The organism is Xanthobacter aminoxidans, assembly GCF_043193615.1.
Classification (GTDB): Bacteria; Pseudomonadota; Alphaproteobacteria; order Rhizobiales; family Xanthobacteraceae; genus Xanthobacter; species Xanthobacter aminoxidans.
Map to the genome: position 1 here is coordinate 1,141,183 of NZ_JBAFUS010000001.1, position 21,248 is coordinate 1,162,430.

At 68.2% G+C, this 21,248-nt stretch carries 20 protein-coding genes and 1 pseudogene; 9 read left to right on the forward strand and 12 right to left on the reverse strand.

The genetic code is table 11. The features are described 5' to 3' along the window. Positions 1-13: 13 nt before the first annotated feature. From V5F74_RS05185 to V5F74_RS05205, 5 genes and pseudogenes are all read right to left on the reverse strand, one after another. A complete protein-coding gene (locus V5F74_RS05185) occupies positions 14-1,039 on the reverse strand; it encodes a TRAP transporter substrate-binding protein (protein ID WP_394006666.1) in 1,026 nt (341 codons plus the stop codon). Between the two features lie 56 nt (positions 1,040-1,095). Then, a pseudogene (locus V5F74_RS05190) lies at positions 1,096-1,986 on the reverse strand (NAD(P)-dependent oxidoreductase); the annotation flags it as partial. 57 nt (positions 1,987-2,043) lie between these two features. Then, the gene (locus V5F74_RS05195; protein ID WP_029557553.1) at positions 2,044-3,078 is read right to left on the reverse strand and encodes a transketolase family protein; all 1,035 of its coding nucleotides are present in this window, start codon (positions 3,076-3,078) and stop codon (positions 2,044-2,046) included. After that, positions 3,075-3,914: a transketolase gene (locus V5F74_RS05200; protein ID WP_024280060.1), complete on the reverse strand. Its 840-nt coding sequence runs from the start codon at positions 3,912-3,914 to the stop codon at positions 3,075-3,077. Before V5F74_RS05200 ends, V5F74_RS05195 begins: the two co-directional genes overlap by 4 nt. A 192-nt stretch (positions 3,915-4,106) precedes the next feature. Next, complete coding sequence (locus V5F74_RS05205; RefSeq protein ID WP_029557552.1) at positions 4,107-4,856, reverse strand: SDR family NAD(P)-dependent oxidoreductase; 750 nt, start codon at positions 4,854-4,856, stop codon at positions 4,107-4,109. Positions 4,857-5,012: 156 nt separating this feature from the next. On the opposite strand from V5F74_RS05205, the gene V5F74_RS05210 reads away from it, so the two are divergent. Further along, positions 5,013-5,900, forward strand: coding sequence for a LysR substrate-binding domain-containing protein (locus V5F74_RS05210; protein WP_029557551.1), 888 nt, complete (start codon positions 5,013-5,015; stop codon positions 5,898-5,900). A gap of 88 nt (positions 5,901-5,988) precedes the next feature. On the opposite strand, the gene V5F74_RS05215 is transcribed toward V5F74_RS05210, so the two are convergent. Continuing rightward, the gene (locus V5F74_RS05215; RefSeq protein WP_029557550.1) at positions 5,989-6,780 is read right to left on the reverse strand and encodes an N-acyl homoserine lactonase family protein; all 792 of its coding nucleotides are present in this window, start codon (positions 6,778-6,780) and stop codon (positions 5,989-5,991) included. A 122-nt stretch (positions 6,781-6,902) separates the two neighbouring features. On the opposite strand from V5F74_RS05215, the gene V5F74_RS05220 reads away from it, so the two are divergent. The 6 genes from V5F74_RS05220 to V5F74_RS05245 all read left to right on the forward strand — a co-directional run bounded on the left by V5F74_RS05220 (position 6,903) and on the right by V5F74_RS05245 (position 12,718). Beyond that, a complete protein-coding gene (locus tag V5F74_RS05220) occupies positions 6,903-7,292 on the forward strand; it encodes a hypothetical protein (protein WP_156026347.1) in 390 nt (129 codons plus the stop codon). Then, entirely contained in the window at positions 7,289-8,173 is an 885-nt protein-coding gene (locus tag V5F74_RS05225) for an alpha/beta fold hydrolase (protein WP_029557548.1), read from the forward strand. The genes V5F74_RS05220 and V5F74_RS05225 overlap by 4 nt, the downstream gene beginning before the upstream one ends. 32 nt (positions 8,174-8,205) lie before the next feature. Then, entirely contained in the window at positions 8,206-9,420 is a 1,215-nt protein-coding gene (locus V5F74_RS05230) for an ABC transporter substrate-binding protein (RefSeq protein WP_394006670.1), read from the forward strand. Positions 9,421-9,473: 53 nt separating this feature from the next. Then, positions 9,474-10,946, forward strand: a complete 1,473-nt coding sequence (locus V5F74_RS05235; protein ID WP_394006672.1) for an aldehyde dehydrogenase — start codon at positions 9,474-9,476, stop codon at positions 10,944-10,946. Further along, a complete protein-coding gene (locus V5F74_RS05240) occupies positions 10,943-11,824 on the forward strand; it encodes an NAD(P)-dependent oxidoreductase (protein WP_394006674.1) in 882 nt (293 codons plus the stop codon). The genes V5F74_RS05235 and V5F74_RS05240 overlap by 4 nt, the downstream gene beginning before the upstream one ends. 135 nt (positions 11,825-11,959) lie before the next feature. Beyond that, the gene (locus V5F74_RS05245) at positions 11,960-12,718 is read left to right on the forward strand and encodes an IclR family transcriptional regulator (RefSeq protein ID WP_394006676.1); all 759 of its coding nucleotides are present in this window, start codon (positions 11,960-11,962) and stop codon (positions 12,716-12,718) included. Between the two features lie 68 nt (positions 12,719-12,786). Here the strand turns inward: V5F74_RS05245 and V5F74_RS05250 are convergent, their stop codons facing one another. Continuing rightward, positions 12,787-13,764, reverse strand: coding sequence for a tripartite tricarboxylate transporter substrate binding protein (locus V5F74_RS05250; RefSeq protein WP_394006678.1), 978 nt, complete (start codon positions 13,762-13,764; stop codon positions 12,787-12,789). Between the two features lie 202 nt (positions 13,765-13,966). On the opposite strand from V5F74_RS05250, the gene tcuA reads away from it, so the two are divergent. Then, on the forward strand, positions 13,967-15,409 hold the full coding sequence (tcuA, locus tag V5F74_RS05255; RefSeq protein WP_051679093.1) for an FAD-dependent tricarballylate dehydrogenase TcuA: 1,443 nt from the start codon (positions 13,967-13,969) through the stop codon (positions 15,407-15,409). A 10-nt stretch (positions 15,410-15,419) separates the two neighbouring features. Here the strand turns inward: tcuA and V5F74_RS05260 are convergent, their stop codons facing one another. Then, positions 15,420-16,079 (reverse strand): GntR family transcriptional regulator, encoded by a 660-nt coding sequence (locus V5F74_RS05260; RefSeq protein ID WP_374253448.1) that lies wholly within the window; start codon positions 16,077-16,079, stop codon positions 15,420-15,422. A gap of 107 nt (positions 16,080-16,186) precedes the next feature. Here V5F74_RS05260 and tcuB point away from each other — a divergent pair, with 107 nt between their 5' ends. Further along, on the forward strand, positions 16,187-17,305 hold the full coding sequence (gene tcuB / locus V5F74_RS05265; protein ID WP_029877386.1) for a tricarballylate utilization 4Fe-4S protein TcuB: 1,119 nt from the start codon (positions 16,187-16,189) through the stop codon (positions 17,303-17,305). Between the two features lie 133 nt (positions 17,306-17,438). Here the strand turns inward: tcuB and V5F74_RS05270 are convergent, their stop codons facing one another. From V5F74_RS05270 to V5F74_RS05285, 4 genes are read right to left on the reverse strand one after another with little or no spacing between them, the layout of a single operon-like run. Further along, the gene (locus tag V5F74_RS05270; RefSeq protein WP_394006681.1) at positions 17,439-18,212 is read right to left on the reverse strand and encodes an enoyl-CoA hydratase; all 774 of its coding nucleotides are present in this window, start codon (positions 18,210-18,212) and stop codon (positions 17,439-17,441) included. An 11-nt stretch (positions 18,213-18,223) separates the two neighbouring features. Beyond that, entirely contained in the window at positions 18,224-19,222 is a 999-nt protein-coding gene (locus V5F74_RS05275) for a TRAP transporter substrate-binding protein (RefSeq protein WP_394006682.1), read from the reverse strand. Between the two features lie 59 nt (positions 19,223-19,281). Further along, the gene (locus V5F74_RS05280; RefSeq protein WP_394006684.1) at positions 19,282-20,346 is read right to left on the reverse strand and encodes a branched-chain amino acid ABC transporter permease; all 1,065 of its coding nucleotides are present in this window, start codon (positions 20,344-20,346) and stop codon (positions 19,282-19,284) included. A 3-nt stretch (positions 20,347-20,349) separates the two neighbouring features. Continuing rightward, positions 20,350-21,240, reverse strand: coding sequence for a branched-chain amino acid ABC transporter permease (locus tag V5F74_RS05285; RefSeq protein WP_374253456.1), 891 nt, complete (start codon positions 21,238-21,240; stop codon positions 20,350-20,352). Positions 21,241-21,248: the final 8 nt, after the last annotated feature.

Genomic DNA, 21,248 nt, shown 5'->3' on the forward strand with positions numbered 1-21,248 from the left:
TGCTGGGACATGTTCACCCCCCGAGCTTGCCGACGGCGGCCTCGAGCAGGCCCCACGCTTCATCGCCATACTTGGCCTTCCACTCGCCGTAGAAGGGGGTGGAGGCCAGCGCCTTGCGGAACTGCTCGCGGTCCACGTCGATGAAGGTGATGCCCTTGGCGGTGAGGTCCGCGCGCAGGCTCTGGTTGAGCGAGGCGATGTCGGCGCGCTGGTCGACCGCAGACTTGTCCAGTTCGCGGGTGATGACGGCGCGGACGTCCTCAGGCAGCGTGCCCCAGGCGCGGCGGTTGCCGAGGATGACGTAGCCGTCCCACACGTGGCCGGTCATGGAGCAGGACTTCTGCACCTCGTAGAGACGGGTGGAAGCGATGATCGCGAGCGGGTTCTCCTGGCCCTCGACCACCTTGGTCTGGAGCGCGGAATAAAGCTCGTTGAAGTTGATGGGCGTGGCGCCAGCATTCAGCGACTTGAACACCGAGGTCAGCATGGGCGCGGGCGGGACACGGATCTTGAAGCCGTTCAGATCCTGCGGGGTGCGGATCTCGCGGGTGGACGAGGTGATCTGGCGGAAGCCGTTGTCCCAGAACTTGGCGGGAGCGACGAGGCCGGTCTTCTCGATCTGCGTCCGGATGTACTTGCCGAGATCGCCGTCCACCGCCTTCCACACGGTCGCGTAGTCGGGGAAGGCGAAGCCGGTGTTGACGATGCCGGAGACCGGAACCAGCGTCGCGAGGATCGAGGTGGAGAGGTTGAAGAACTCCACGCCGCCCGAGCGCACCTGGGCGAGCAGATCGGTGTCGGAGCCGAGCTGGTTGGCCGGGAACAGCTTGATCTCGACGCGGCCGGAAGTGGCCTCGCGGATGCGGTCGAGGGCTTCCTGCGCGCGCTTGTTCACCGGGTGGGTGGGGTCCTGGCCGGTGGCGTACTTGTAGGTGAATTCGGCGGCCTCGCCCCGGCGGGTGAGGATGCTGAACAGCGGCAGCGCGGCGCCTGCGGCCAGCACATGACGGCGGGTCAGGCCGTTTTTGGTCGGTGTCATGGTGTTTTCTCCCTAGTGTGCCGCTTTCGGCGGCTTGGTCGTTTGGAAAGAGGGGACTAGGCCCGGCCCTGGAGGGCGCGGTAGGCGTCGATGACCTTGCTGTCGTCCTTTGTGCCCTTGCCCTGGCCGGAGACGGCGAGGAACATCTGGTGGGCGGTTGCCGCCAGCGGCAGCGCGGTCTTCGCACCGGCACCGGCTTCCATCACGATGCCGAGATCCTTCACGAAGATGTCCACCGCGCTGGTCACGCGCGGTTCGCTCTCCAGCATGCGCGGGCCGCGGTCCCGCAGCATCCAGCTGGAGGCGGCGGAGCCGGAGACGATGTCGAGCATGGCGTTCATGTCGAGGCCGAGGGTCTCGGCCAGCGACAGGGCCTCGCCGGCGACCGCCAGATGCACGCCGCACAGGAGCTGGTTCACCGCCTTGGCGGTGGCGCCCTGCCCGGCCTTGTCGCCCAGCAGGACGACCTTGGAGCCCATGGCGTCCAGCACCGGCTTCACCTGCGTGAACAGGTCGGACGGTGCCGCCACCATGATGGTGAGGCTGCCCGCCTCGGCCCCGACCACACCGCCGGAGACGGGGGCGTCGACGAGGCGGCGGCCTTCGGCCTCCACACGTCTGGCAAGGGCCGCGACGGCGGCCGGCGGGCAGGTGGCCATCAGGATGACCGTGCCCCCCTCGGGCAGATGCGCCAATGCGCCCGCGCCGAACAGGATATCCTCGGCCTGGGTGGCATTCACCACCATCAGCACCGCGGCATCCTGGCCGGCGAAGGCGTCTGCGAGGCTGGCCGCGGCCGCGCCCCCGGCGTCGGCGAGTTTCGCCCCGGCTTCGGGCCGGATGTCGAAACCCGTCACGGCGAAGCCGGCGCGGGCGAGGTTGACCGCCATCGGCAGGCCCATGGAGCCGAGCCCCACAAAGCCGATCTTCTTCATCTTTTCCTCCCGCTCGGCCCGCCCCTCTTGCCGGGGGCTGGAGCCGTATGGATGACTTGAACCCTTCGACTACTTGAGCCAGCCCTTCACCTGCGCGCAGAGCGCGTCGGTGGAGATGCCGTAGCGATCGTGCAGGGTCGGCAGCGCGCCGGCCGCCAGGAATTCGTCGGGCAGGCCGATCATGCGGAACGCGGGGTGGACACCCGCGCGCATCAGGAGCCCCGCCACCGCCTCGCCGAGGCCGCCGATGACGGTGTGGTTCTCAACCACCACCACGAGGCGGCCGGGCTTGGCGCAGGCCTCCAGGATGGTCGCGGTGTCGAGCGGCTTGATGGTGGGCACATGCAGCACGCCCACGTCCACGCGGTCCGCCTCGAGCGCCTTGGCAGCTTCCAGCGCGCGCATGGTCATGATGCCGGACGAGACGAACAGCACCTCGTAGCCGTCGCGCAGCATCTTCGCCTTGCCCAGCTCGAAGGTGTAGCCGTACTCGTCGAGCACGAGCGGCACCTGGCCGCGCAGCAGGCGCATGTAGACCGGGCCCTTGTGGGCGACGATGGCCGGCACCGCCTGCTCGATCTCATGCGCGTCGCACGGGTCGATCACGGTCATGTTCGGGATGGCGCGCATGAGCGCCAAATCCTCGGCCGCCTGATGCGAGGGGCCGTAGCCGGAGGTGAGGCCCGGCAGGGCGCAGACGATCTTCACGTTGCGGTCTTCTTCCGCGATCGTCTGGTGGATGAAGTCATAGGCCCGGCGCGAGGCGAACACCGCATAGGTGGTGGCGAAGGGTGTGAAGCCTTCCGCCGCAAGGCCGGAGGCCGCGCCGAACAGGAGCTGCTCGGCCATGCCCATCTGGTAGTAGCGATCCGGGAAGGCCTGCTGGAAGATGTGCAGGTCCGTATACTTGCCGAGATCCGCCGTCATGCCGACGATGGAGGGATCGTTCTGTGCGGCCGTCACCAGCGCGTGGCCGAAGGGGGCCGGCTTGGTGCGCTGCCCTTCGCCCGCGATGGACGCGATCATGGCGGAGGTGGTCAGGCGCGGCTTGGCGGGGGCGTCCGTCTTGGCGGCGGGAGCGGGGTGAGCCGAAGCGGGTTTCATGCGGGCTTCCTCTCGTCGAGGGCGGCCAGGGCCAGCTGCCACTCATGGGCATCCACACGGATGAAATGGTTCTTGTCGCGCGCCTCGAGGAAGGGGATACCCTTGCCCATGAGCGTGTCGGCGATGATCATGCTGGGCCGGCCGCCATTGGCGGTCTTGGCGGCATCGAAGGCGGCGCGCACGGCGTCGAGGTCGTTGCCGTCCACCCGCTGAACGAACCAGTTGAAGGCCGCGAGTTTCTCCGGCAGCGGCTCGAAGCCGAGCATGGAGGTGGAGGGGCCGTCCGCCTGCTGGTTGTTCACGTCGACGATGGCGATGAGGTTGTCGAGCTTGTAGTGGGCGGCCGACATGATGGCCTCCCACACCGAGCCCTCGTCCAGCTCGCCGTCGGAGAACAGGGTGTAGACCCGGCTGTCCGAACCCTTGCGCTTGAGGCCGAGACACTTGCCCACCGCGATTGACAGGCCGAGACCGAGCGAGCCGCCGGACATTTCCATGCCCGGAGTGTAGGCCGCCATGCCCGACATGGGCAGGCGGCTGTCGTCGAAGCCGTAGGTCTCCAGCTCGTCCTCGGGGACGATGCCGGCCTCGATCAGCGCCGCATAGAGCGCGATCGCATAATGGCCGTTGGAGAGCAGGAAGCGGTCGCGCCCCTCCCATTCGGGGTTCTGGGGCTCGTAGCGCATGGCGTGGAAATAGGCGGTGGCCAGCACATCGGCGATGTCGAGGGCCTGGGCGATATAGCCCTGCCCCTGCACCTCGCCCATGCGGATGGCATGACGCCGGATGTTCCAGGCGCGCCGCTCCAGCGAGACGTTTGAAGGTGAAATGGTCATGTCCCTGTTCCTGTAGAGGAGCGCCCGCGCCGGGACGGCCCCGATCGCCCTGCGACCAGCCGTCCCCAACGCGCCGTGGCGGACCGGGATTGGAGCATTTTCAAGCGAAGCGGTTTCCGGTTCGCGTGAAGAAAAGGCGTAGCGCCAAAAGCCTAGGGTATTTCCGGCGGACCTGAGTTCGCCGGGAATGCCTTAGTGGATCAGCATGCCGCCGTTGACGTCGATCACCGCGCCGGTGACGTAGGCGGACAGGTCGCTGGCGAGGAAGAGATAGATGCCGGCCACGTCGCTCGCATCGCCGAGGCGGTTGAGCGGGATGCCCTTCAGGATGTCCTTGCGCATCTCGTCGGTCAGCTTGCCGCCGGTGATGTCGGTCTGGATCAGGCCGGGGGTGACGCAGTTCACGCGGATGCCGTCCACGCCGAACTCGCGGGCCATCGCCTTGGCGAGGCCGAGCACGCCCGCCTTCGCGGACGAATAATGCGGGCCACCGAAGATGCCGCCGCCGCGCTGCGCGGACACCGACGACATGCAGGCGATGGAGCCGGACTTGCGCTCACGCATGTGCGGGATGAACACCTGGCTGAGGAACAGGACGCCCTTGCAGTTGATGTCCTGGATGCGGTCCCAGCTCGCCTCGTCGATGTCGAGGGTCTTCACCGGCTGGGTCACGCCGGCGTTGTTGACGAGGATGTCCACATGGCCGAACGCCGCGATCACCGCATCGGCGGCCGCCTGGCACGAAGCCTTGTTGGCGACGTCGCAGCCGACGCCGATGTGCTGGGGGCCGAGCTCGGCGGCGGCGGCCTTGGCGGCGGCCTCGTCGATGTCGAGAATGGCGATGCGCGCGCCATGGGCGGCGAACAGCTTCGCCGTGGCAAGACCAATGCCGCGGGCGCTGGCGGCGCCGGAAATGGCGGCGGTCTTGTTCTGAAGCAACATGGTTTCCTCCACGAGGGGCCTCTTTTTGTATGAATGATACTGGCTCCTCTTTCCCCGGCTGAAAAACGCAAAAATTGCGCGAATGGATGAACCATGTTCATCTAAAGCCGTGGGCCGTCCGGACTGCCGTGGCGGCCGCTGTCATGAGGGCTCATCATGAAGCGCCTTCCCCTGTCCGCCTTGCAGGCTTTCGAGTCGGCCGCGCGCCGCGGCTCGTTCCGCGTCGCCGGGGAGGAGCTGGGCATCTCGCCCAGCGCCATCAGCCACGCCGTGCGCAAGCTGGAGGACCTGATGGGCGCCGCCCTGTTCGAGCGGGAAGGCCGGGCGGTGCGGCTCAATCCCGCCGGCGAGGCGCTGATGCGCCATGTGGCGGCGGGATTCGACGAGATGCGGCAGGGCATCGAGATGGTCGGCGCCCGCTCGGTGAACCTGCTGCGCCTGCATTGCGCGCCGTCACTGGCGGCGCAATGGCTGCTCCCCCGGTTGCGCACGCTGCTGGCCAAGCAGCCGGGGTTGGAGGTGCGGCTCGCGGCGGGCGTGGACTACCCGCGCTTCGAGCATGACGAGTTCGACGCCGACATCTGCTACGGCCCGCCGCGGCAGGAAGGGCTGATCGTGGTGCCCCTCGGCGAGGAGACGGTGACGCCCCTGTGCGCGCCGGAAATGGCCGCCCGCATTTCAGGACCGCTGGACCTGCTCGAACACGACCTCATCGAGAGCGACAACAAGCGCGTGCGCTGGAACCACTGGTTCGAATCCAACGGCGTGGCCCCGCCTGGCCCGCGCGGCTCGCGCTTCGACCGCTCCTTCATGGCCATCGCCGCGGCGGTGGACGGGCTCGGGATCGCGCTTGAATCCACCCGCCTTGCCGAGCGCGAGATCGCGCGCGGGCAATTGGTGGCGCCGCTCGCCGGCAAGGCGAACGACGTCATTTATGTCGGCCACTATCTGGTCTTCCCCCGCGCCGCGAAAGCACGTCGGGCGGTGCGCATGTTCGCCAGCTGGATCACGCAGGAACTCGATTTGCCCACGCCCCGCATCTGAGAGCGCAGGCGACGGCAACCGTGGCGTCGGGCGATGTCCGGACATCGCCCGAACATCGCTTCGCAACACAGATTCGAGCTGTCCGACCTCAGGCAATCCTCGGGAGATGCAGCGCGAGGGTTTCTCCCCCACTGCCTTCCACTGCCGGATAGAGCACGCGGACCCGTGGATCGTGGCCGGGCACGATCATCTCCTCCCGGCCCTCTGCCAGCACGCGCGCGCCCCCCCAACCGGCGGCCATGTCGCCGAGGTTGAAGACGATCGGGAAGGGCAGGCCTTCCTGCATGTTGGCGTAGAAGTGGCTGGCATCGCTGGCGAGGACGAGGGGGCCGCGCGCGGTCTCCACACGCACCATCTGCAATCCGTCCGTGTGGCCGCCCACATGGTGGACACTGACGCCGGGCGCCACCTCCCCGTCGCCGGCGTGGAAGCGCACCCGGCCCGCATAGAGGGCGCGCACCATCTTCACCACGTCCTCCACATCGAAGGCGTGGCGCATGCAGGCCACGCACATATGCCGCCCCGTGGCGAAGCCCATCTCCCGTTCCTGCAGGTGGAAGGTGGCGTTCGGGAAGAGATCGAGGTTGCCGGCGTGGTCGTAGTGGAGGTGGGTGATGATGACGTCCCCGACGTCCGCCGGATCGCAGCCGAGATCGGCATAGGCCGTCGCGACATCGCGCAGGATGCGCCGCCCCCGCGGCGGCGTGCCGACCTTCGCAAAGCCGGTGTCCACGGCGATCAGGCGGCTGCCGCTGCGCAGAAGCCAGACGTAGAAGTCGAGCGGCATCGGCGTGTCGTGCGGGTCTCCCGCGCCGATGAAGTTCATGCCGCGCGTGCGCTGCTGGTCGCCGTAGCGCAGGGCGTAGACCTCCCACTCCATCGTTACCTCCCTGTGACCCGCTCTCGTTCAAGCCACTTGCCAGCGGTCTACCCCTCTGTATATTCGACTTCGAAAAAAGAACAGATGTTCTGTCTAGAAGAACGATAGTCGGGAGGAAGCCGGTGGACTCAGAAGACGACGTGGTGGCGCGGCTCCTCCGCCTGCCCGACCTGCTCGAACGCGCGCCGGCCCTTCAGGAGCGCGGCCGCTTCCTCTCGGTTGACTGGCTCGTGGGCATCCCCAGCCGGCCCTTTCGAGTCCGGATCGAGCAGGGACGCATCGTCCGCATGGACGAGGCGCCGAAGGTGATGGCGAACTGGCGTTTCGCCTATCGCGCGCGCCCCGAGGCGTGGATGGAGTTCTGGCAGCCCATGCCGAAGGCGGGCTGGCACGACCTTCTGGCCCTCACCAAGCGGGGAGCGGCGACGCTGGAGGGCGACCTCCACCCCTTCATCGCCAACCTTCAGTATTTCAAGGACCTTCTGGCGCTGCCGCGGGAGGTGCGGGCATGAGCACGACCGTTCCCGCGCGCATCGAGCCCCAAATCGAGCCGATGATCGGCCGCTATGTGACCTTCCCCATCGAAGGCCGGCCGCATCGCGTCTATTTCGAAGAAGCCGGCAGCGGCATCCCGCTCGTCTGCCTGCACACCGCAGGCTCGGACGGACGCCAGTGGCGCCACCTTCTGACCGATCCCGAGATCACGCAGCACTTCCGCGTCATCGCCTTCGATCTGCCGTTCCACGGCAAGTCCAATCCGCCCGAGGACTGGGACGGCACCGAATATCGCCTCACCACGGCGGCCTACACCGCCACCATCCGCGCCTTCTGCGGCGCGCTGGGTCTGGCCCGGCCGGTGGTGATGGGTTGCTCCATCGGCGGGCGCATCGTGCTCAACCTCGCCATTGATCACGCCGCGGAGTTTTCCGCGCTGATCGGCCTCGAGGCGGCGGATTTCCAGCAGCCCTGGTACGACACGGAATGGCTCAACCGGCCCGATGTCCACGGCGGCGAAGCCTGCGCGGCGCTGGTCTCCGGCCTGATGTCGCCCGACCTCCCCCCTGCGCGGCGCATGGAAACGCTGTGGCACTACAAGCAGAGCGGGCCGGGCGTGTTCAAGGGCGACCTGTATTTCTACCGCGTCGATGGCGACCTGCGCGGTCGCACCGCCGCCATCGACACCAAGGTCTGCCCGCTCTACCTGCTCACGGGCGAATACGACTATTCCTGCTCGCCCGACGACACGCTCCGCACCGCCCGCTCCATCTCCGGGGCGCAGGTGACGGTGATGGAGCGTCTCGGCCACTTCCCCATGAGCGAGAACCCCGAGCAGTTCCGCCGCTACATCGCGCCCGTGCTGGACGACGTCCGGCGGCGCGCCAGCCAACCATAACCCAAGAAAGAAAACCGAGGAGGAAACCCAGAATGAAGACAACGAAGAGGCTCGCCGCGGCCGCCCTTGGCATGGCCCTCGCCACCGCCCCCGTCGCGGTACGGGCCGCCGATGACGTGATCCGCATCGGCATCCTGAACGACCAGTCCGGCGTGTTCGCCGACAACGGCGGGCGCGGTTCCGTCATCGCCGCCAAGCTGGCGGCGGAAGACTTCGCCAACGAAGTGATCGGCCAGCGCATCGAGATCATCGATGCCGACCACCAGAACAAGGCGGACATCGCCTCCGCCACCGCCCGCAAGTGGTTCGATACCCAGGGCGTGGATCTGATCGCGGACGGCGCGGCCTCCTCGGCCGGCTTCGCGATCCTGGAGGCGGCCAAGGAGCGCAAGAAGATCTTCATCGTGAACGGCCCGGCCTCGTCGGACTTCACGGGCAAGGCCTGCTCGCCCTACTCCTTCCACTTCACCTACGACACCTACGCTCTGGCCAAGATCACCAGCCAGGCCATCACCAAGGCCGGCGGCAAGAGCTGGTATTTCATCACGGCGGACTACGCCTTCGGCCACGCGCTCCAGCGCGACGCCACCAAGTTCATCGAGGCGGCGGGGGGCAAGGTGGTCGGCCAGGCGGCGCATCCGCTCGGCACCAACGACTTCTCCTCCTTCCTCCTTCAGGCGCAGGCCTCGAAGGCGAACGTGGTGGGCCTCGCCACCTCGGGCCGCGACGTGCAGACCGCCATCAAGCAGGCGGGCGAATTCGGCATCGTCGAGGGCGGGCAGCAGCTCGCCGGCCTCCTCGTCTTCATCACCGACGTGAAGGCGCTGGGCGTGAAGGCCGCGCAGGGCCTGAAGGTGACCACCTCCTTCTACTGGGACCTCACCGACGAGACCCGCGCCTGGACCAAGCGCTTCGAGGCCCAGATGGGCGGGCGTGTCCCCTCCATGATCCATGCCGGCGTCTATAGCGGCGTGAAGCACTATCTGGCGGCGGTGAAGGCGCTCGGCACCAAGGACGGCGAGAAGGTCGCGGCCAAGATGCACGAGATGAAGGTGAACGACATGTACAACAAGGATGTCGTCATCCGCGCCGATGGCCGCGTGCTGCACGACATGTACCTGATGCAGGTGAAGACGCCGGCGGAGTCGAAGTACGAGTTCGACTATTACAAGACGGTCGAGCGCTTCCCCGGCTCCGAATCCTTCCGCCCCCTGAGCGAGAGCGAGTGCCCGCTCGTCAAGCGCTGATCCGCCTTGCCGCGCCCGCGCACGACGCGGGCCGGCTCCCCTGCGAGGATCTCATGAGCCCATTGCCTTTCTTCGTCTCCGGAAAGCCCGTCACGGGCACCGGCCCCACCTTCGTCTCCCGCAACCCGGCGACCGGCGAGGTGAACTATGAACTCTCCGCCGCCTCCGCCGCCGATGTGGACGCCGCCGTCGCCTCGGCGCAGCAGGCCGTGCGGTCCGCCGCGTGGCGCAACATGCGGCCCCACGAACGCGCCCGCATCATCGCCCGCATCGCTGACGGCATGGCCGCCAACGCCGATGAGCTTGCCGCCATCCAGATGCGCGAGAACGGCAAGGTCATCGCCGAGTGCCGCACCCAGGTGGCGAGCGCCATCGCCACCTTCCGCTACTTCGCGGCGGTCTGCGAGACGCTCGGCTCCGAGGTGACACCGGCGCGCGGCGACTACCTGTCCATGACGGTCTATGAGCCCATGGGCGTCATCGCCGCCATCACCCCCTGGAATTCGCCGCTCACCATGGAGGCCCAGAAGGTGGCCCCGGCGCTCGCCGCCGGCAACGCCATCATCGTGAAGCCGTCCGAGGTGACGCCCACCGCCGCCATTCTCGTCGCCCGCATCGCCGCGGAAGCGGGCCTGCCCCCCGGCATCCTCAATGTGGTGACGGGCCTCGGCGGCGATACCGGCGTCGCGCTGGTGCAGCATCCGGGCGTGCGCATGGTGTCGTTCACCGGCGGCACCGGCACCGGGCGCGCCATCGGCCGCATCTGCGCCGACCGGCTCATTCCCACCGCGCTGGAACTCGGCGGCAAGTCGCCGAACATCGTGTTCGAGGACGCCGATCTCGATGCGGCGGTGGCCGGTGTCATGGGCGGCATCTTCGAGGGCTCCGGCCAGTCCTGCGTCGCCGGCTCGCGTCTGTTCGTGCAGAAGTCCGTCTACAACGCCTTCGTCGATCGCCTGAAGGCGAAGACCGAGGCGCTGGCGGTGGGAATGCCCACGGAGCCGGCCTCGAAGATGGGGCCCCTCGCCTCCTTCCCCCACCGCGACCGGGTGGAAGGCATGGTGGACATCGCCCGCAAGGAGGGCGGCGACATTATCGCCGGCGGCCGCCGGCCCGAACAGGCTGCGCTCGCCAACGGCGCCTTCTATCTGCCCACCCTCATCGGCGGGCTGACCAATGCGGCGCGGGTGGCACAGGAAGAGATCTTCGGCCCCGTTCTGGTGATCCTGCCCTTCTCCGACGAGGCGGACCTCGTCGCCCAGGCCAACGACAGCGTCTACGGCCTCGCCTGCGGCATCTGGACGGCCGACTACCGGCGCGCGTGGCGCGTGGCGCGGGCCATCGAGGCCGGCACCATCTGGATCAACACCTACAAGCAGCTCTCCGTGGCGACGCCGTTCGGCGGCTTCAAGGAAAGCGGCATCGGCCGCGAGAAGGGCATTTCCGGCGTCCGCCTCTACCAGCAGGCGAAGGGCATCTATTGGGACATGGGCAAGCTGGTGCCCGAGGAAGGCATGGGACAATGAGCGGCAGCGTCGGTTTCATCGGGCTCGGCGTCATGGGCGAGCCCATGTGCCGCAACCTCGCACAGAAGAGCGGGCGGCCGGTCCTCGGCTTCGACCGGGCGGACGCGCCGCTGGAGCGGCTCGCCGCTTCCGGGGTGACCCGCGCGGCCAGCCTCTCCGCGCTGTCCGAGGCGTGCGACGTGATCTTCATGGCGCTCCCGAGTGGCGCCCATGTGGAGGCCGTGACCCTCGGCGCGGACGGCCTTCTCGCCCATACCCGTCCGGGGCAGGTGATCGTGGACCTCGGCACCTCGCCGGTGGAGCTGACGCGGGACATCGCGGCGAAGTTCGTCGCGGCCGGCGCGCACTATGCGGATGCGCCCATCGCGCGCACCCGTCAGGCGGCCGAGGAAGGCACGCTCTCCATCATGGTGGGCGCGGACCAGCCGACCTTCGACGTCGTTCGCCCGCTGCTCGCCACCTTCGCCAGCGACATCACCCATTGCGGGCCGATCGGAGCGGGGCAGATCGTCAAGATCCTGAACAACATGGTGCTGGTGGAGACGGTGGTGGCGCTGAGCGAGGCGATGGCCACGGCCACGCGCGCCGGGGTCGACGGCAAGCTGCTGTTCGAGACCCTGATGAAGGGATCGGCCGACAGCTTCGCCCTGCGCAACCATGGCATGAAGGCGGTGGTGGCGGAGACCTTCCCGGAGCGCGCCTTCTCCACCACTTATGCCCGCAAGGACATCGGCTACGCGCTGTCCCTCGCGCAGTCCGTGGGGCTGCGGCTGCAAGGCGCGGAACTCGCCGACCAGTTGCTGGAGAAGACGCAGGCCGAGGGGTTTGGCGATCTCTATTGGCCGGTGGTCAGCCGCATCGTCGCCAAATCGAACTGAGGCCCGAGCCGGGGCCGAGACCAGACCGCTCCCTGCGGGCCGTCTCGCACCGCAGGAAGCGTTCCAATTGCCGGCCGCTTCTGCGATCATCCATCGCCCGTTCGGCTCAGGCCGGCGGGCGTACTGGAGATTCGTGTGTCCGAGTCCAAGACCCTCAGTGCGCCTGACGGCGGCGGTGTCGCCGCCGTGGAGCGGGCGCTTACTATCGTCAGCGCGCTGGAGCGCGCGAACGGTCCCGTCAGCCTGGCGGATCTCTCCCGCCTGACGGGGTTCTACAAAAGCACCATCCTCCGCCTCATGGCCTCGCTGGAAGGCAACGGCTACGTCACGCGCCTGCGCGATGGCGGGTATGACCTCGGGCCGGCCGCCTTCCGCCTCGGCATCGCCTATGAGCGGCGCAACGGGCTGCGTGGCCATGTGATGCCGGTTCTGCAGGATCTGGTGGAGCGCGGGACGGAAAGCTCGTCCTTCCATGTCCGGCAGGATGCCGGCCACCGCCTGTGCCTATTCCGGGTGGATTCGCGCCATGCGACGCTCGACAGGGTGGCGGCGGGCGATGTCTATCCCATACGGGTCGGCGCCGGCGGGCATGTCCTGCTGGCCTTCGACGGTGAACCGGGGCCGCGCTACGACGCAATCCGCACCGAAGGCTTGGCGGTATCCCTGGGCGAACGCGATCCCGCCTGCGCGGCGGTTGCCGCGCCCGTATTCGGCCCCGCGGGGCTATTTGGCACGCTCTCCTTGTCAGGCCCACGCGAGCGCTTTTCGCCGGAGCAGGTCGCCATCATGCGCGCCGAGCTTCTGCCGCAGGCGGAGCGGCTGACGCGCACGCTCGGTGGCACCTGGCCCCATTTCCAGCGTCCCACCGGACAGGTCGAGCGCGGCGCCGCCTGAGGGACGGCGACACCGCGCCCGACACCCGCATCCCGGCCTGCGCCGAACGCGAACCGGGACAGGGAGCCCTACTTGAGCGAAGCGCCGGACGCCTTCACCGCGGCGGCCCACTTGCCGCTCTCCTCTTTCATGAAGGTCGCGAATTCGGCGGGCGTGCTGTTGACCACGTCGCCGCCGAGCTGCTCGATGCGGCGGCGCATGTCCGGCTCCGCGACGATCTTCGACACGTCGGCGTAGATCTTCTCCACCAGCTCCGGCTTGATCTTCGCCGGCGCCAGCAGGCCGAACCAGGTGGCGGCCTCGAAGTCCTTGACGCCGGCCTCGGCGAAGGTCGGCACCTGCGGCAGCGCGCCGAGGCGGCGGTTGTGGGCGACGGCGATCGCCTTCACCTTGCCGCTCTCGATGAGCGGAATGACGGCAGTGGCGGTGGCGAGCATCATCTGCACCTGCCCGCCCATGAGATCGGTGAGGGCCGGCGCGTCGCCCTTGTAGGGCACGTGGGTGATGCCGCTCTTGGTCGCGATCTTGAACAGCTCGCCGGAGAGATGCTGCGCGGTGCCGATGCCCGGGGAGGCGTAGTTCACCTTGTCCCCCTCCTTGGCCAGCCAGGCGAGGAACTCGGCCATGTTGGAAGCCGGCACCTGCGGGCTGACAACCAGAACCAGCGGCACCTTGGTGATGAGGGTGATGGGCGCGAAGTCCTTCAGCGCGTCGAAGGTCAGGCCGGGATAGAGGTGCCCCGAAATCGTGTGGGCGGAGGTCGTCATGTACAGCAGGTAGCCGTCCCCCGGCGCCTGCGCCACCGTCCGGGCGGCGATGGTGGTGCCGGCACCCGCGCGATTGTCCACCACGACCGCCTGGCCCCACGCCCCGGTGAGCTTTTCGGCCACGGCACGGGCCACGACGTCGGTGGCGCCGCCGGCGGCATAGGGCACGATCATCGTCACCGGCCGCGCCGGGTAAGTCTCCGCCGAGGCGGGGCCGGCAAGGGCGATGCAACTCGCGAGGCAGCCGGCGACGGCAGCCATCATGCTTCGGAACGACATGTTTCCTCCTGAGCCGCTCTGTGCGGCCTTTTTGTTCTGTTAGACAGAATGATTATTCTTTTTTATAACCGTCGCGAATTCGGGCCGGTACGTCAAGGGGTCGCTTGACGCGGACGGGAAACGCGCGCAGAAATCTGCGCACGACTGTATACAATAGAATGCAACCATGACCGGGCGTATGGCGAGACGGGTGGAGGAGCGGATGACGCGAGAGGGAGCCGAGGCGCAGACGGCAGCTGAAGCCTCCGCCGTGCTGGGCCGGCGCTGGGATGTGCTGGTGGTGGGCGGGGGCAACGCGGCCCTCTGCGCCGCCATCGCCGCGCGGCGGGACGGCGCGTCGGTTCTGGTGCTGGAGATGGCCCCGCGCTTCTATCGCGGCGGCAACACGCGCCACACCCGCAACATGCGCTGCGCCCACGACACCGCCACCGACACCCTGACCGGCCCCTACACCGAGGATGAGTTCTGGGACGACCTGAAGCGCGTCACCCAGGGCCATACGGACGAGGAACTCGCCCGCTTCATGATCGCCCAGTCCAAGGACATGCTGGGCTGGATCACCGAGCAGGGCGTCCGGTTCCAGCCCTCCCTCGGCGGTACGCTGAGCCTCGGGCGCACCAATTCCTTCTTCCTCGGCGGTGGCCGCTCCATGCTGAATGCCCTCTACCAGACCGCCGAGCGGCTGGGGGTTGAGGTGCTGTACGACGCCGAGGTGGTGGACCTCGACATCGCCGACGGCTTCTTCCTCGGCGCCCAGGTGAAGCATGGCGGGCAGCGCCACATGGTGCGCGCGGGGGCTCTGGTGGCGGCCGCCGGCGGGTTCGAGGCCAACATCGACTGGCTCAAGGAATATTGGGGGCCCCCAGCGGAGAACTTCCTCATCCGCGGCACGCCCTACAACCGCGGCACCATGCTGCGGATGTTGCTGGACAAGGGTGTGAAGCCGGTGGGCGATCCCACCCAGTGCCACGCGGTGGCCATCGATGCGCGCGCCCCCAAGTTCGACGGCGGCATCATCACCCGGCTCGACTGCGTCGTGTTCGGCATCGTGATGAACAACAAGGCCGAGCGCTTCTACGACGAGGGCGAGGACTTCTGGCCCAAGCGCTACGCCATCTGGGGCCGGCTCGTGGCCCAGCAGCCGGACCAGATCGCCTACATCGTGTTCGACGCCAAGTCGCTCACCTCCTTCATGCCCTCGCTTTACCCCCCCATCAGCGCGGCGACGCCGGAGGAACTGGCGGGCAAGCTCGGGCTCGACCCGCAGGCCTTCGCCGCCACCGTCGCGAACTTCAATGCGTCCATCGTGCCCGGCGGCAGCTTCGACCACACCGTGCTGGACGACTGCCGCACGGAAGGCCTTACCCCGCCCAAGACCCACTGGGCGCGGCCGATCGATACCGCGCCGTTCTATGCCTATCCGGTGCGCCCCGGCATCACCTTCACCTATCTCGGCGTGCGCGTGGACCGTGAGGCGCGGATGCAGATGGCGGACGGCTCAGCGGCGGCCAACATGTTCGCCGCGGGCGAGATCATGGCCGGCAACGTGCTCGGCCGAGGATATGCGGCGGGCATCGGCATGACCATCGGCAGTGTGTTCGGCCGCTGCGCCGGCACCGGGGCGGCCCGCAGTGTGCGCAACTAGCCGGAGCGCCTCAGTCGAGCTGCAACAGCGACAGCCGCGCCTCCTGCGCGCGCTGGATGTGCAGCCGCGCCGCACGCTCGGCCGCGTCCGGATCACGGGCGGCGATGGCGGCGACGATGGCGGCATGTTCGCTCACCGCCAGCGGCCCGCGCTCGGCGAGCTGGAAGGTGGTGCCCGGCAGCAGGGCCAGGGCATCGCTCAGCTCGTCCAGCATCCGCACGAGGTAGCGGTTGTGGGCGGCGTCCACGATGGCCGAATGGAAACGGCGGTTCAGCTCCGCCAGCCGGCCCGCATCACCGAACGCCGTCTCGAAGGCGGACGAGAGGCGATCGAGCATGGCGATTTCGCTCGGTGCGGCATGCTGGGCGGCGAAGCGGGCGGCCGAACCCTCCAGCACCTCGCGCATGGCGTAGAGTTCGAGCGTCTGGGGACGGGAGATGGTGGCCACCACGAGCCCGGCCGGCGTCGCCTCGATCAGCCCGCGCGCGGTGAGCCGCGCCAGCGCCTCGCGCACCGGCGTGCGGCTGACGCCCAGCGCCCGCGCCACCTGCTCCTCGCGCACGCGCTCGCCGCGCCTGAGGGCACCGGCCCGGATATCCTCCTTCAGGCGCTCGTAGACGCGCTGTGCGCGGGAGAGGCCATCGTCTCCTCCAGCCGTCGCGTCCGCCATTGCGCTCCTCCCCGCTTTCCGACGCGCTCCGCGCGCTGGTCCCTCAAGGGAGTACGGCTGTGCGCAGCTGTATGCAAGACAACTCACACAACAAGGAAGAATTCCAGATGAACGCGCACAGCTCGCCGCTGGAAGAAGCGGCCCGGCTCATGACGGTCTGCAATTCGTGCCGCTATTGCGAGGGCCTGTGCGCCGTGTTTCCGGCCATGGAGATGCGTCGCGCGTTCTCGGCCGGAGATCTCAACTACCTGTCCAACCTCTGCCACTCCTGCGGCGCGTGCTATTTCGACTGCCAGTTCTCGCCACCGCACGAGTTCAATGTGAACGTGCCGCGCACGCTCGCCGAAGTGCGCAACGATTCCTACGCCCATTATGCCTGGCCGCGCCCGCTGGCCGGCCTGTTCCGGCGCAACGGACTCGTCATCGCCCTCATCACGGCGGCATCGGTGGCCGCCTTCCTCGGCGGCTTCATGGCCTTCAATGACCCGACCGTCATGTTCGGCGCCCATGCGGGGCCGGGCGCCTTCTTCCGCCTCATGCCGCACAATGCCATGGTGGCGCTGTTCGGCGGCGTGTTCATCTATGCCCTTCTGGCCCTGTTCATGGGGCTGCGCGCCTTCTGGCGGGACATGGAGAACGGCAAGCCCCTGCCGCCCGATGCGCCCTCCCTCTGGCAGGCCATGAAGGACGCCGGCCAGCTGCGCTATCTCGATGGCGGCGGCGTCGGTTGCATGAATGCGGACGAGAAGCCCACCGACAACCGCCGGCTGTTCCACCATTTCACCTTCTACGGCTTCGCTTTGTGCTTCGCCGCGACCTCGGTGGCGACGCTCTATCACTACCTGCTCGGCCGCATGTCGCCCTATCCGTGGTGGGATCTGCCGGTGGTGCTCGGCACCCTCGGCGGCATCGGCCTCGTGATCGGCCCGGCCGGCCTGTTCATGGCCAAGAAGGCGCGCGATCCCATGATGATGGACGACACGCGCCGGGGCATGGACGCGGCCTTCCTCGCCATGCTCTTCGGCACCGCGCTCACCGGGCTTGCGCTTCTTGTCGTGCGTGCGACGCCGGCCATGGGAACCATGCTGGCCATTCACCTCGGCTTCGTATTCGGCTTCTTCCTGACCATGCCCTACGGCAAGTTCGTCCACGGCCTCTACCGCTTCGCCGCGCTGGTGCGCTACGCCAAGGAGCGGCAGCAGGAAGCCCACGCCACGGGGGAGTGAAGCGGCTCGGCGGCGGGGGCGCACGCCCTCCCCCGCCCACTGGATGCGAAGCATGCGATCGGCGTTGCGATGGCAGACCTTGGCGCCACCTCATCGCCGATCGGGGCAACCTCGATGAAGTCGCACGCGCCCACTATCCATCGCGAAACTGCGGCGGGCGCTTCTCCACGAAGGCGGCCATGCCCTCCTTCTGATCCTGGGTGGCGAAGAGGGCGTGGAAGGTCCGGCGCTCGAACAGGAGCCCCTCGGACAGCGAGGTCTCGAAGGCACGGTTGACGGCCTCCTTGATCGCCATGGTGCTGATGCGGGATTTGGTGGCGATCCCCTCCGCCACGGCCTGGGCTTCGGCGAGCAGCGCCGAGGCCGGGACGACGCGTGAAACAAGGCCCAGACGCTCCGCCTCCGCAGCGTCCATCATCCGGCCGGTGAGACACAGATCCATGGTCTTTGCCTTGCCGATGGCGCGCGCGAGGCGCTGGGTGCCGCCCGCGCCGGGCATCACGCCGATCTTCACCTCCGGCAAGGCGAACCGCGCCGTTTCCGCTGCGATGATGACATCGCACATCATCATGATCTCGCAGCCCCCGCCGAGGGCATAGCCGGCCACAGCGGCGACCAGAGGCTTGCGCAGGTGCGCGATCGCATCCCAGGAGGCGAGAAAGTCCTCGAGGAAGGTCTCGGGATAGCTGCGCCCCGCCGCCTCCTTGATATCCGCTCCGGCGGCGAAGGCGCGGTCCGAGCCGGTGAGAACCACGCAGCCGATGCCGGGATCGGCGCCGAACCCGGCGAGGGCGCGCACAATCTCGCCCACCATCGCCGCGTTCAGGGCATTGAGCGCGTCTGGCCGGTCCAGCGTGATCCAGCCCACTCGGCCGGCGACGCGGGTCTGAATGAAGTCGTATGCCATCGGTTTTCCCATTACTTGCGGTCCGCCCCGATCTGCGCGCGGAAGTCCCGCCAGATGTCGGGGAACCGCTCGGAGAAACTGGCGGCGACCGGTGCGACGGCCTCCCGCCAGGGCTTGAGATCGGTCACGGTGACGATGGCGGCGCCTTTGGCGGCCATGTCCTTGAGGATGGCCGCGTCGTCCGCCTCCATGCGCGCCCAGCCTTCGGTGATGTTGGCGCGGGCCGCCGCGAGCAGCGCGTCGCGATCGGCGGTGGAGAGGCGATCGATCGCGTCCTTCCGCGCCACCAGCACGTAAGTGATCATCATCAGCCCCGGCGCATGGGTGGCCTTGGGCGCGGTCATGCCGAGCTGCGAGGTCCAGGCGCCGGGCGAGGTGAAGACCCCGTCGAGGGCGCCACGCTCGAACGCGGGCTTCATCTCGGGGATGGGCAGCACCACCGGCTCCGCCGAGAGGCGGCGCATGATGTCCTCGTAGGTGCCGGCCCCGGCCACGCGGATCTTCAGTCCCTTGAGGTCCGCCGGGGTGGTGACGCGCTTGTCGCGGAAGACGAAGAGCTGGTCCGCGCCGCGCATCAGGCCGATCACCCGCAGGTCCTGCTTCTGGGCGAGCGTGTCGAGGAGGTCCACCACGCCACGGCGCGCGGCCGGCTGGGCCATGGCGGTGTCGTCGAGGGCGAAAGGCAGGTTGACGAAGCCGAAGCGCGGATCGAGGCGCTCCAGATTGGCCGCATTGACGAAGGTGAGTTCCGCCTTTCCGGCCTTCAACGCCTCGATGGAGGCGAAACCCGGATAGATGGTGCCGCCCGGATTGGCGGCGATCGTCAGCCGGCCCGAACTCGTCCGGGCCACATCCTCCGCCATGGCCGTGAAGTAGGGCACGCGCGGATGATTGGTCGGGATGTCGAAGACGAGCCTCAGCTCCTCCGCCATGGCGACGGCGGGAAGCGCGGCGAGGGGCGCGAGCGTCATCATCGCCGCCACGACAAGGCGGCCGACAGTCGTGGTCATGGCGTGTTCCTCCGGTCTTTGCGCGCGTTGGTGCGCGTCGTTCATCCGCGGCGCGGATTTCAGTAGGGCAGCGGCCAGCGGCGCAGGCGGTCCTTCGCCTTGACGGCGAGGCGGGCGAGGCCGTTCGGCTCGATGATGAGGAAGGCGACGATGAGCGCCCCGAAGATCATCAGCTCCAGATTGGCCAGAACATCCGGCTTCAGGGCCTCGCCGAACAAGCTCGCGGCGTTGGCGATGGCCACGGGCAGGAGCACGATGAAGGCCGCGCCCAGGAAGGAGCCGAGGATGGAGCCGAGGCCGCCGATGATGACCATGAACAGGATCTGGAACGAGCGATGCAGCGAGAAGGCCTCGATCTCCACGTTGCCGAGATAGAGGAACGCCCACAGCGCGCCGGCCACCCCGCAATAGAAGCCGGAGACCGCGAACGCGGTGAGCTTGGCGCGGGTGGTGTCGACCCCGGTCAGTTCCGCGGCCGTCTCGTGGTCCCGCACCGCCATCAGGGCGCGGCCGGCGGAAGAGCGGATGAGGTTTTTCGCCACGAAAGCGAGGGCGACGACCGTCACGAAGGCGACGAGGTAGCGCGACGGCACGGACGAGAAGCCGAAGCCGAATAAAAAGAGCGTCGGGGTGGAGACGACGCCGGAGGGGGTGTTCAGCACGAGCCACGGAATGTGGGTGCAGATCCATTCGATGAAGAACTGGGCGGCGAGCGTCGCCACCGCCACGTAGAAGCTGCGGATGCGCAGGCTCAAGAGGCCGAAGGCGAGCCCCACGGCGCCCGCCACCATCCCCGCCAGCACGAAGGAGACCGGGAACGGCAGCCACGGCAGACGGATGACGAGGTTCACCGCCGCATAGGCCCCCACCGCCATGAAGGCGCCGGAGCCCAGCGAGAGCTGGCCCGCATAGCCGGTGAGGATGTTGAGCCCGATCGCCGCGAGCGACAGGACTAGGCATGGCAGGAGGATGGAGCCGAGCCAGTAGGGTCCGGCCACGAACGGCACCACGAGCGCCCCCGCGGCCACCAGGGCCACCACCGCCCAGCGGTCGAGGGCCACGGGGAAGATGGCCTGCTCCTCGCCATAGGACGTCTTCAGCGCGCCGGCGTCACGGTGGAACATGGGTCAGACCCTCGCGATGCGCGCCGCGCCGAACAGGCCGGCGGGGCGGATGAGCAGGACGGCGATGGCGAGTGCGTACGGAAACCAGTTCTCGATGCCACCGCCGACGAAGGGCCCGAGATAGATCTCGGCGAGCTTCTCGCTGACGCCGATGACGAGCCCCGCCACGATGGCGCCGGCGATGGAGTTGAACCCGCCGAGGATCATCACCGGCAGCGCCTTGAGCGCCACCAGCGTCAGAGCGAACTGCACGCCCAGCCGCGCGCCCCAGACCAGGCCCGCGACGAGCGCGATGAAGCCCGCGGCGCCCCACACCACGGCCCAGATGAAGCCGAGCGGCACGCCCGCCACCTGTGCCGCCTGGGTGTCGTCGGCCACCGCCCGCAGGGCACGCCCGACCTTGGTGTAGGAGAAGAAGGCGGACAGCACCGCCACCAGCACCGCGGCCATGAGCGCGGCGGAGAGGTCGAACTGCGAGATCAAGATGCCGCCGATCTCGATGGGCTCGTCGGAGATGCCGAGGTCGAGCCCGCGCACCTTGGTGCCCCAGATGAGCTGGGCGAAGCCCTCCAGGAAGATGGAGAGGCCAATGGTGGCCATGAACAGGATCATGTGGTCCTGCCCCACGAGGGGGCGCAGCACCGTGCGCTCGATGGCTACCGCCAGCGCCAGCATGGCGGCGAGCGCGAGGAGGAAGGCGACCCACATGGGCAGGCCGAATTCCAGGAAGCCGACGAAGGTGAGCGCGGCGAACAGCACCATGGCGCCCTGGGCGAAGTTGAACACGCCCGAGGCCTTGAAGATGAGCACGAAGCCCAAGGCCACCAGCGTATACATCACGCCCGACAGGAGGCCGCCCACCACCACTTCGAGAAAGAAGGAAAAGTCGCCCATGGTGTTCT

Excerpts from the sequence above, each read along its gene's own strand:
- V5F74_RS05235 (WP_394006672.1), top strand. The coding sequence starts at position 9,474 with ATGAGCCCATTGCCTTTCTTCGTCTCCGGAAAGCCCGTCACGGGCACC.
- V5F74_RS05185 (WP_394006666.1), bottom strand. The coding sequence starts at position 1,039 with ATGACACCGACCAAAAACGGCCTGACCCGCCGTCATGTGCTGGCCGCA.
- V5F74_RS05285 (WP_374253456.1), bottom strand. The coding sequence starts at position 21,240 with ATGGGCGACTTTTCCTTCTTTCTCGAAGTGGTGGTGGGCGGCCTCCTG.
- V5F74_RS05280 (WP_394006684.1), bottom strand. The coding sequence starts at position 20,346 with ATGTTCCACCGTGACGCCGGCGCGCTGAAGACGTCCTATGGCGAGGAG.
- V5F74_RS05195 (WP_029557553.1), bottom strand. The coding sequence starts at position 3,078 with ATGAAACCCGCTTCGGCTCACCCCGCTCCCGCCGCCAAGACGGACGCC.
- V5F74_RS05205 (WP_029557552.1), bottom strand. The coding sequence starts at position 4,856 with ATGTTGCTTCAGAACAAGACCGCCGCCATTTCCGGCGCCGCCAGCGCC.
- V5F74_RS05275 (WP_394006682.1), bottom strand. The coding sequence starts at position 19,222 with ATGACCACGACTGTCGGCCGCCTTGTCGTGGCGGCGATGATGACGCTC.
- V5F74_RS05260 (WP_374253448.1), bottom strand. The coding sequence starts at position 16,079 with ATGGCGGACGCGACGGCTGGAGGAGACGATGGCCTCTCCCGCGCACAG.
- tcuB (WP_029877386.1), top strand. The coding sequence starts at position 16,187 with ATGAACGCGCACAGCTCGCCGCTGGAAGAAGCGGCCCGGCTCATGACG.
- V5F74_RS05270 (WP_394006681.1), bottom strand. The coding sequence starts at position 18,212 with ATGGCATACGACTTCATTCAGACCCGCGTCGCCGGCCGAGTGGGCTGG.
- V5F74_RS05210 (WP_029557551.1), top strand. The coding sequence starts at position 5,013 with ATGAAGCGCCTTCCCCTGTCCGCCTTGCAGGCTTTCGAGTCGGCCGCG.
- V5F74_RS05200 (WP_024280060.1), bottom strand. The coding sequence starts at position 3,914 with ATGACCATTTCACCTTCAAACGTCTCGCTGGAGCGGCGCGCCTGGAAC.
- V5F74_RS05225 (WP_029557548.1), top strand. The coding sequence starts at position 7,289 with ATGAGCACGACCGTTCCCGCGCGCATCGAGCCCCAAATCGAGCCGATG.
- V5F74_RS05240 (WP_394006674.1), top strand. The coding sequence starts at position 10,943 with ATGAGCGGCAGCGTCGGTTTCATCGGGCTCGGCGTCATGGGCGAGCCC.
- tcuA (WP_051679093.1), top strand. The coding sequence starts at position 13,967 with ATGACGCGAGAGGGAGCCGAGGCGCAGACGGCAGCTGAAGCCTCCGCC.
- V5F74_RS05250 (WP_394006678.1), bottom strand. The coding sequence starts at position 13,764 with ATGTCGTTCCGAAGCATGATGGCTGCCGTCGCCGGCTGCCTCGCGAGT.
- V5F74_RS05215 (WP_029557550.1), bottom strand. The coding sequence starts at position 6,780 with ATGGAGTGGGAGGTCTACGCCCTGCGCTACGGCGACCAGCAGCGCACG.
- V5F74_RS05230 (WP_394006670.1), top strand. The coding sequence starts at position 8,206 with ATGAAGACAACGAAGAGGCTCGCCGCGGCCGCCCTTGGCATGGCCCTC.